The organism is Candidatus Cloacimonas acidaminovorans str. Evry (assembly GCF_000146065.2).
GTDB classification, from domain to species: Bacteria; Cloacimonadota; Cloacimonadia; order Cloacimonadales; family Cloacimonadaceae; genus Cloacimonas; species Cloacimonas acidaminivorans.
Genome location: NC_020449.1, coordinates 1,169,803 through 1,180,293 on the forward strand (window position 1 = coordinate 1,169,803; position 10,491 = coordinate 1,180,293).

At 35.8% G+C, this 10,491-nt stretch carries 8 protein-coding genes; 5 read left to right on the forward strand and 3 right to left on the reverse strand.

Annotated features, from left to right (window positions below; translation table 11 throughout):
* Positions 1–9: 9 nt before the first annotated feature.
* The 5 genes from CLOAM_RS04760 (at position 10) to CLOAM_RS04780 (ending at position 4,487) form a co-directional block, all read left to right on the forward strand.
* Positions 10–759 carry a thiamine pyrophosphate-dependent enzyme gene (locus tag CLOAM_RS04760; RefSeq protein WP_015424733.1) on the forward strand — a complete coding sequence of 250 codons (750 nt, stop codon included), beginning with the start codon at positions 10–12 and terminating at the stop codon, positions 757–759.
* Entirely contained in the window at positions 759–1,304 is a 546-nt protein-coding gene (locus tag CLOAM_RS04765; RefSeq protein ID WP_015424734.1) for a 2-oxoacid:acceptor oxidoreductase family protein, read from the forward strand. The genes CLOAM_RS04760 and CLOAM_RS04765 overlap by 1 nt, the downstream gene beginning before the upstream one ends.
* Before the next feature lie 198 nt (positions 1,305–1,502).
* Positions 1,503–2,291, forward strand: coding sequence for an orotate phosphoribosyltransferase (gene pyrE, locus CLOAM_RS04770; RefSeq protein ID WP_071818970.1), 789 nt, complete (start codon positions 1,503–1,505; stop codon positions 2,289–2,291).
* A 133-nt stretch (positions 2,292–2,424) separates the two neighbouring features.
* On the forward strand, positions 2,425–3,876 hold the full coding sequence (locus CLOAM_RS04775) for a class I SAM-dependent DNA methyltransferase (RefSeq protein ID WP_015424736.1): 1,452 nt from the start codon (positions 2,425–2,427) through the stop codon (positions 3,874–3,876).
* Positions 3,877–3,878: 2 nt separating this feature from the next.
* A complete protein-coding gene (locus tag CLOAM_RS04780; RefSeq protein WP_044278942.1) occupies positions 3,879–4,487 on the forward strand; it encodes a ribonuclease HII in 609 nt (202 codons plus the stop codon).
* Between the two features lie 365 nt (positions 4,488–4,852).
* Here the strand turns inward: CLOAM_RS04780 and CLOAM_RS09040 are convergent, their stop codons facing one another.
* The 3 genes from CLOAM_RS09040 to secD form a co-directional block, all read right to left on the reverse strand.
* Positions 4,853–6,637, reverse strand: a complete 1,785-nt coding sequence (locus CLOAM_RS09040; protein ID WP_015424738.1) for a FlgD immunoglobulin-like domain containing protein — start codon at positions 6,635–6,637, stop codon at positions 4,853–4,855.
* A 1,077-nt stretch (positions 6,638–7,714) separates the two neighbouring features.
* Positions 7,715–8,698, reverse strand: a complete 984-nt coding sequence (gene secF, locus CLOAM_RS04790; RefSeq protein WP_015424739.1) for a protein translocase subunit SecF — start codon at positions 8,696–8,698, stop codon at positions 7,715–7,717.
* Positions 8,699–8,709: 11 nt separating this feature from the next.
* Positions 8,710–10,296, reverse strand: coding sequence for a protein translocase subunit SecD (gene secD, locus CLOAM_RS04795; protein WP_015424740.1), 1,587 nt, complete (start codon positions 10,294–10,296; stop codon positions 8,710–8,712).
* Positions 10,297–10,491: the final 195 nt, after the last annotated feature.

The following is a 10,491-nucleotide window of genomic DNA, read 5'->3' on the forward strand; positions in this document are numbered from 1 at the left end:
GAGGAAAAAATGGAAATTATTGCAAAACGCCCTGAAGCACTTACTAAAGTCCCTTTCCATTACTGTCCTGGATGTATGCATGGAGTAGCTCATCGTTTAATTGCTGAGGCAATTGATGAAAATGGTTTAATCAATCAAATAGCCGGTGTGGCACCTGTCGGATGTGCTGTTTTTGCCTATAACTATTTTAATTGTGATATGGCGGAAGCAGCTCATGGACGCGCTCCTGCCGTTGCTACAGGCATAAAAAGAGCCCGTCCCGATATGCATATATTTACCTATCAAGGAGATGGTGATTTAGCTGCTATCGGAACTGCGGAAATTGTTCATTCTGCCAATCGGGGAGAAAAGATAAGCGTTTTCTTTGTTAATAACGCTATCTATGGTATGACAGGTGGACAAATGGCTCCAACAACTTTGCCTAATATGAAAACTACTACCAGTCCTTATGGCAGAAATGTAGATGATATCGGTTATCCTATTCGGATGTGTGAACTTTTAGCAACCCTGGTGGCTCCCTATTATATTGAAAGGGTCTCACTATTAAGCCCAGCCGATATTATTAAAGCAAAAAAAGCTGTTAATAAAGCCATCCGTTATAATAAGGAAAATCGCGGTTTTACATTTATAGAATTTATCAGCACCTGCCCTACGAATTGGGGTTATGAACCAGAACAAGCAAGACAATGGGCAAAAGAAAATATGTTGCCTTTCTTCAAATTAGGTGTTTATCGTGATAAAGGTGAAGGAGTGGAATAATGACTACAGAAATGATTTGTGCCGGTTTTGGCGGTCAAGGTGTTCTTACCATAGGTAAATTCATTGCCCAGGCAGCTATGCAAGAAGGGAAAAATGTTTCCTGGTTGCCTTCTTACGGACCTGAAATGAGAGGTGGAACTGCCAATGTTTCTACGGTAGTTTCTACGGAACCTATTGCTTCTCCAATTGTCAGTTTCCCTGATGTGTTGGTAGCTTTAAATCAGCCCTCTATAGATAAATTTGCTCCTTCTATTCGTCCTAAAGGACTTTTAATTTATAACACTAATATGTGTCCCCACGGTTGTAAGCGTGATGATATTACTAAAATAGCGGTTCCGATGAATGATATAGCGTCCGAAATTGGCAGTATGATTGTGCTTAATATGCTGGCAACAGGTATTATAATCGGAAAAACAGGAATTATCAAATACGAAACCCTGGAAAAGAATTTAACTTCCTTTATGCAAGAAAAAAATCCTGATTTGCTTGCCAAAAATCTTACTGCTATTAAACGCGGAATAGAAATCGCTAAACAATATACTTAAATAGTTCTTTCCTAATGCCGGGAGCCGATTTTTTCTCCTTACAATTTTTTCGGTTCCTGGCACTTTTAGCTTGCTAAATTCTTTCTTTGCTAAAGAGGTAACAGACCTCTAAAGTATATTTTAAATGGTTTCCTGCCTGCGCAGGAATGATAAAGATATTTGGCAAACAAAAATAGCGTCCCATAAATGGAGGATAAAATGGAAGAGATAACTTTAATTACTATTGCCACTTATACCAATCCCTTTGAAGCAGAACTGGCAAAAGGTCTTTTAGAGGATTCCGGTTTTCATCCCAATCTGCTAAATGAACGGATTATGAGTATGTATGCATCCATCGCGGGAGATATGTATAAAATAGAATTGCAGGTTCCCGAAAATGAAGAAAAAGATGCTAAAGAACTCCTGACCGGTCTTGAGGATTCGGACTATGTAACCCGCATTCTGAAAGATGAAGGAGCTCTCTTGGAAGGTCATTTTCAGTTAACATCCGGAAAACATAGCAATCAATATATTGAAAAAGCCAGAATTCTGCAAAATCCTGCTGCGGCTCATAACCTTTGTAAACGCCTTGCAAAACGCTTAGCCGAATATGAATTTGAGGCAATTATTAGTCCTGCTTATGGAGCTATTGCTCTTGGCTTTGAAACAGCTTATCTGATGGGAAAGAACTTTGTGTTTACTCAGCGAAAAGAAGGTGAAATGATAATCCGCAATGGTTTTGATCTTTCCCGTATGCATAAAATAGTAATAGTGGAAGATATTCTCACTACTGGTGGCAGTATTCAGGAAGTTATCTCCTGTGTTCAAAATAAAGGTCTGGAAGTAGTTGTAATTGGTATTCTGATTGATCGTAGCGGAGGTAATATAGAATTCCCCGTTCCCTTGGAATCACTCCTGTGCCTTGAAATTCCTGCTTATGAAAGGGAAAATTGTGATGCCTGCAAACAAAATATTCCCTTAGAAATACCTGGTAGCAGTGATAAATAGTTTATTTTTAATGCTTGCGATCATATTCCGGAGAGCAATTCCACTGTCATTCCTGCGCAAACTGGAATCCTGATAAAGATGAACAACATAACAGCATTTCCAATATGAAAACTATATAGCAAGAGCATCTTTTATGGACAAAACATATCGCATTTCAATCGTTACTTTTTTTTCTAAAGAAGTTCCCTTAGTTATTGATGCCTGTGAATTTTCTCCTATCAGTAAAGAATTGGAGCTGGAACTAATTTGTCCTTCTGAAGATGCTCTAAAATATAAGACGGATAATTTGCAATTAACAGGATTGAACAATATTAATAAACTTCCTGTTCCAACACCTCAGCAGATTTGTTTTTTTGCCAGTCCTGCTTCTTTTCATTATTATTGCAAGCAGGAAAATATAAATTCCTCCTATCTTTATGTCCATCCTGATATGGCAGTTTTGGAGCTTAAAGGCAATAATCCCTTTCATACGGACCTTGCTGAATATGGCTTGTGCCCTTGTGTGCTAAAAGAAGATACTGCTGATGACTTATATGAAAAAAAGGAAAAACTGATCTATTTTAGTGATTTAAGTCAGTTTTTTGAAAATAAAAAACACAACTATGTTTTACTGAGCACAAATTTCCGGTTTATAGAAGCGCTGATAAATATAGATAGTGAAAACTGGGAACTATTTCACCCGGAACTGAATTATCGCAATCTCCGGGTAAATATTGGTAAGCCCCATAGTATACTTCTTAATGCTCAAAAACAGCTATTAAATATGGCACGTCCGTTGGATGATATTTATGACCTCGCAGGAATTCGTTTTTGCCGAAGAAATAACTCTTCCGCCTATTCCTTTTTTGCAGAACACTACGATGACTATATGGCACATGTGGATTATGCCTTGTGGGTGAATAGTATACTTTATTGGTTTAAACAATATTCTCCCTTGAAACTTTCTAAGATACTGGAACTTGCCTGTGGCACAGCAAATATGTCTATTCATTTTGTGCGAAAGGGTTATACTGTTTTTGCCTGTGATAACTCTGTTGATATGCTCAAAATTGCTGCCGGGAAAACAGTAAAACCTAAATTATACTATGCATCTTTAACCGATCCGATTTTAGGTAAAGATTATCAGCTGGTAATTTGTATGTTTGACAGCATTAATTACCTTACTCAAACAAAACAGATAGCCAAAGTTTTGCAGGAGGTCTCTTTAGCTTTAGAAACTGGTGGCTTATTTATTTTTGATATTTCTACTTTGGAAAACAGTATGGATAATTTTGCCCATCTTTGCGATTTGCACCGTTATAGTGATGGTTTAATGATTCATCAGGCATATTTTGAATATATCCAATTAATCCAAAAATCCTCTTTGCATTTCTTTAAAAAGAACATTTTGGGCTATAGCTATCAGTTTGAACAGCATCAGCAAAGGGTCTATTATACTTATGAACTTATTGAGATTATCCGCAATTCACCTCTGAAATTAATTGCCATCCATAGCACAGAAACAAAAACAAACCTCTATCCCAAACATTTAACCACTATTGATGATAAATTCAGTCGTCTGTTTTTCGTTTTGCAAAAGGTGTGATTATGACTATCCTTTATCAGAACGATATAGAGTTCTTTAACACCCACGGTCTTTTTGCCGGAATTGATGAAGCCGGTCGTGGTGCTTTAGCCGGTCCTGTTGTAACCGCAGCTGTAATCTTAAACTATAATACACTTATTGAAGGTATCAACGATTCCAAGTTGCTTACGCCAAAAAAACGCGAAGAACTCTATTGGCAAATTGTAGAAAGCGCTATTGATTATAGTATTGTGGAAATTAGCCCTGCTTATATTGATAGATACAATATTCTGAGAGCAACACTTTTGGGCTTTAAAAAAGCATTTTTCCAATTGAAAAGCAAACCCCGATACTGCCTAATTGATGGCAGAGATATTCACTCGGAACTAAAACCTTATGCCAAAGCAATAATAAAAGGTGATCAACTCTATGCCTCAATTGCCGCTGCCTCTATTTTAGCTAAAGTCCATAGAGATAAACTAATGCTTGCTTATGATGATATCTATCCTGAATATGGTTTTGCTTCTAATAAGGGCTATGGAACTGCCTATCACGCTAAAATGATTTGTAGTTATGGATTATCTCCGATACATAGAAAAAGCTTTAAAATACCGGAAGTCACGAGGTCTTGAGGCCAAGAGGTCAAGAGGTTCTGGAGGAAATGAAGGATGAAAAATGAAGAATGTGAGATGTTTTTACTTATACAATCTCTTTTTCTCTTTTGCTCTTTTCTCTTTGTAAAAATAATTCTCAGTGTTCTCTTTGTAAAAATATTCTCAGTGTCCTCAGTGTTCTCAGTGGTTAAAAAGCGTCAAACTTACTAAGTGGAAGATCAGGTTCCTCCGGCTACACATTCTTTGCGTGCACTTATTTTTTATCTGTGAAATCTGTGTTATCTGTGAGAGATATAAAAAGGCGGAGGAACAGCGTCCTCCGTCTTCACAATAAAGATTCCCACTTTTCTAAACTATCTCATCATCTCGCTATATTCATTTTTTTATTTTATCAATGCCGCTTTCTTTATAAAACTCTCTTTTCCTGCCTGCATCTTTATAAAATATATCCCCGTTCCGCAAACACTACCGGAATTATCTGTGCCATCCCACAGCAATTTATATCTTCCCTTCTCTTTTTGTCCTATAGCAAAACTACGCACTATCTGACCACGGTTATTGTATATTTCAATATTAACATTTGCCGGCTGCTCAAGTTCATACATTATCGTAGCGGAAGGATTGAAAGGATTTGGATAGATTGAACGGATACCCGTAACTAAAGGAATATCCGGAGTTCCATTGTTACCAAATTCATAATTCAAACTTCTTGAACCGTAATATGTAACATAACCATCATAATCCTGAGCTTCCAGCCAGTAATAATAAGTTCCCGGTTCATAAATATCTTTATCTGTATATAAATAAATCTGTTGATGAGAAGTATTACTGGCTCTAATCAAAGGACTTATAATAGTTGCCTGGGATAAATCATCAACTGTTCCCCGATGAACATAATAGCCATTTAACCCTGTCTCCGATTGACTTATCCACATCACATTTATCCCGTATTGAGAATTGAGATTTAGAATAAAAGCAGATAACTGAACGGATAATGTTGGAGGTTTATAAAGAATTACAGGTATTTCTACAATTCCTTTGCCGGAAGCAAAACTAATATTAAATACTACTTGACCTCCATTATTATCAACAATATGCCATTCTTCATTCTGATAGTAAGCACCAAAATCAGCATCTGTCCACATTGTTATAGTCCAATTCTCAATACTGTTATCAACGGAAAAAGTAAAGTCGGTATAAATTAAATCAGGATTTGTAAATTGGGGTATATAACCTGAACCTCTATTACAATTATTATTGATAACAAATTTTATTCCTTTTTCCGTATATTCACGGTCAGCAAGATAATCAAAATGAGGACCGACAGCGCCATAACAATTAATAATACAGGGTTCAGCATAATCAGAGATTACCGTAATATCCTCATTGTATTCTCCTTCCACTAAAGCTTGTTTCAAACGAACATAGATATTTTGAAATGAGACATAACCTCCAACAGGAGTAAGAGTTATTGGGTTTTGAGAATTAAAATATTCTCCACTTTCAGTTGATATTTCATAATGATCCGGAGGAGAAATAATAATATCAGATGCTAAATTATTACCACTTACTGTAAAACTTTGCTCATCAGAAGGACCATAACCCTCATAATAATAGAATACGGTTAAGTCGGGATTAAATACTACAATTTCAGGTTGATATACAGTTCCACTGCAGGTAACAAATTCACTAATTGGGCCACTTATAATACTCACAGTATCATTATAGGTTCCTACTGGTAGGTTATCTTTTAACCTAACATATATTGGTGTTTCTGAAATAGAAAAAAAATCATGATCGGGAGACAATTTTATTGGTTGATCTGAAATATAATTACCATCATCTATAGATATTTCATAATTATTTGGGGCATATATATAAAGGTAATCTAATAAACCACCTCCAGATACAATAAAATATTGTGATGATGAAGGACCTAACCCTTGATAATAAAAACCTGAAAGTTCTTGAGGTTCTACATCTATCCAATAATGAGGAGGTGGACCATCAAAATTCATATTAATATGAGATGGACTTTTAAATTCACACAAATTTACAATTGGGGAATTATCTAAGACGATTTCTTTTTCGCTATGCAACTTTGTTTGTCCCCCAAAAAGAGGGAAAATAACAAATATAAGAAGGGAAGAAAACAATAGCTTTTTCATTATTACTCCTTAAAATAAATTTATTATATAATCACTTTTAAAATCCATTTTTTTTCATTTAGATTTATGTCAAGTTATTTGTACTTTTTCAGATTATTTTTTAACAGAAGGATATATTGTTTGGTATAAGCGAAGAATCAGATTTTGTTCTATATTATTCTATTATCTTTTTAACTATAAGTGTATCCCTTATCTTTATGCTATATTAATCTTTAACCTTTTTAGCTCACCCGTATTTGACTTATTACTAATCAACTAACAGCCAAATAACAATCAAATAAAGAGATTACTGCAATGTTACTTCAGGGTTACGGGGTCGTTACTTTATCATCTATATATCAATTAATTACATATCTTTTTCGGAAGAAGACAAAATAGTTGGCTAATAATTTGAAATTTATCCTAAACAATGCATATTTTTTAGAAATTGTGTTAGTAAATTCTAATTTGCCCAAAAAAAATGAAGGACTCTCAAGAAATATATGCTTTCTGTTTATACCAATTCGAAATTCGGTAACTCAATTACAAAATATGTCTAATAATATCATTTTTTGAATTAAAATTCCTTTGTGATTTATAAGGAAATGGGAATCCAAATAATTTCAGATAAAATAACTGTCTTTTCAATATGAAAATTATATTATATTTCTTTTCTCTATGTAAAAAAATCTAAATAATCGGCATTACCTACATGAAACAAGTCGTCACAAGTCCTCATAATTAAACTAATTTGATGTAAGGATTAAAGTTATTTCAGCAATGATGACTCCTAATTTGTGTAGCCGGAGCTCGCTGAAGCTCCATATCTTTTTTTTACAATGTCCAAACCTTGTTTCACCTTTCCACTGTTCCACCTTTTCACTAACTTGTGGAGGAACGGCGTCCTCCGGCTACACTTTATTTTTCTGTTGTAAAACTAAATCTCTTTTCTCTTTTTCCAAACAATCTCTTTTCTCTTTTACTCTTTGTAAAATAAATTCTCGGTGTTCTCAGTGTTTTCAGTGTTCTCTGTGTAAAAAAAAACCGCCCACAACTTATGAGCGGTTCTAATTATATAGGTTAGTTAATCCGATAGTATTACAATTTTTTCTTAGTTAGGTGTTGCATTGTTTTTCTTTCTTTGTGGGTAATCAAATTCAGGTCAATCACCAAATTACTGGCAACAAAGATAGAAGAATAAGTTCCAAAAAGGATACCCAGGCAGATAGCTAAAGCAAAATCGTGAATTACACTTCCACCCCATAAAAACAAACAGGCAGAAGTTAGAAAAGTAGTTCCACCAGTAATAACAGTTCGGGAAAGAGTATCGTTGATAGAGCGATTGAATACTACTTGGATTGGGTCTTTGCGGTTTTTCTTCATATCTTCACGGATACGATCAAAGATCACAATAGTATCATTAATGCTATAACCCACAATAGTTAAGAGTGCAGCTATAATTTGCATTGTAATTTCTTTTCCGGTAAGAGCAAAAAAACCTACAATTAAAAATACATCATGGAATAAAGCTAAAATTCCCATTAAGCCAAAGGTAAATTCAAAGCGGAACCAAATATAGATAATCATAGCAATTAAAGCAAGCATAACTGCCCAAAATGCCTGAGAGCGTAATTCACTACCAACTTTAGGACCAACTTCATAAATTTCTTCTATCACTTCTTTATTAAGGTCTCTTCCTTGAACATATTCGGGAAAATTTTGCTGAATGATTTCCAATAACTTAGTGCGGGTTTCGGTGGAAAGATCAGTTCCTTTGCCAACGCTTTTTATTTTAATCTGGAAAGTGGAATTAGCTGGATTGCCAATATAGGTTATCTCTGCTTCCGGAAAACCGTTTTTAGTAAGAACTGTGCGTAAATTCTCAATAGGAACAGCAGGAACTTTAGGGTCTAATGCTTTCAAATTAACCGTGGCAGCTATTCCACTGGTAAAGTCAATACTCCAGTTCAAGCCCTTAAAAATTATTCCGCATAAGCTGATTAGTAACAAGGCAATGGAGATACCATAAAACCAGTAACGGCTCTTCACGAATTGGATATTAGGATTCTTTAGAATTCTCATTTTGTTACTCCTTACACACTCAGTTTTGTTCTTTTTCCGGTTAAAACTATATTATCCAATATAGATCGCACTACAACTATTGCCGTAAACATAGAACCCATAATACCAATAACTAAAGTCACGGCAAAACCGCGGATAGGACCTGTGCCAAGATAATAAAGGATTATTCCGGCAATAACGGTAGTCAGATTAGAATCCCAAACCGTTACAAGGGCTCTTTTAAAACCGGCTTCAACTGCACTGCGGGGGGTTTTTCCCAAATCCAGTTCTTCTCTTATGCGTTCAAAAATAAGCACATTGGCATCAACAGCCATACCGATAGTCAGAATAATACCGGCAATTCCAGGAAGAGTAAGAGTAGCACCAAAAGCAGTAAGCATTGCTAAAATAAAACCTACATTTAAGACCAATGCAATATCGGCAATAAAACCGCACAATTTGTAATAAATAATCATAAATAGGACAACAATTATCAAACCGATTAAACCTGCCATAGTTCCCTTACGAATGCTATCCGCACCTAAAGTAGCACCAATTATAGAAGTTGAAACCGGTTTTATAGGAGCAATCAAATTTCCGGTATTGAGCACAATTGCCAGTTCATTTGCTTCCGTAGCTGTAAATCTGCCTGTAATTTGAGCTCTGCCACCGGCAATTCTTTCCTGAATATTCGGTGCAGAATAAACAACTCCATCAAGAACAATGGCTAAACGCTTTCCTACATTATCGGCAGTTACGCGTTCAAACTTTCTTGCCCCCTCTCGTTTCATTTCTATGGAAATATAGGGCTTATTGGCTATCCTGGGATCGGTTGAAGTAGCAGAACCATATTCAACTTTTGCTTTAGCCAGGTCACCACCGGTAAGCTGAGCTGCAGAAGAAAGAACATAGAGGTTTCTATCGGCACGGGGATTTTCCGTATCTGCCTTATCTAAAGCAAGCTGATAACCCATTGGCACCATTTGCGCAAAAAGAGTATCAGCCAGCAAATCCTGAATCAAACGCACATCACTGTATTGAACCTCAAAATCCATTTCTCCGGGACGAATCAGAGAACTGAAAATCCCTTCTCCGGTTTTCAAACTATCTGTAGATGTGGTATCAGCCATTATACTTTTATCTTTCTTTGCCATTTCTGCCAAAACAGGAAATTTATCCAGATTACTGCTGATATTTCTATCAATTGTTTCTATTACTCGTTTGGCTTCATCTTGAGGAGCAACCAGTTTAAACTCCAGCATAGCTGTCTGTTTAATTAAATTTTCAGCTGCTTTATAATCCGAAACACCAGGTAATTGAACCATTATCCTGTTTTCACCTAATTTCTGAATTGAAGGTTCAGCTACGCCAAACTGGTCAATTCGTTCACGAATAATTTTGATATTCTGTTCTACAGCATTTCGGGCATCTGCAGCTGAAAGCTCTGAAGTATCAACTTCCAAAAGTATCTGCATGCCTCCTCTAAGGTCCAAACCAAGCTTTAGATGATGCTTAGACCACCAACTTGGCAAATTGGGAATTACCATAGGAGCCAAAAAAAATGCTGTTACGCAGAAAAATATGATTATGAATAGGCCACGCCAGGAAAACTTTTTCATTGGCTTATGCTCCCTTTTACATTATTATATTCTCTAACAGTTTTACTTTCAGACCCAAAACTTGGATTAGCTCTTATTCGTCAAGAAAAATGTTTGCCTTTATTACTCCAATGCACATTTTTAGGTTGATGTGGACATCAACCTTCTGGATGAACGACATCCCTATCGTTCAGATAACAAGTATGAAAAAAATCC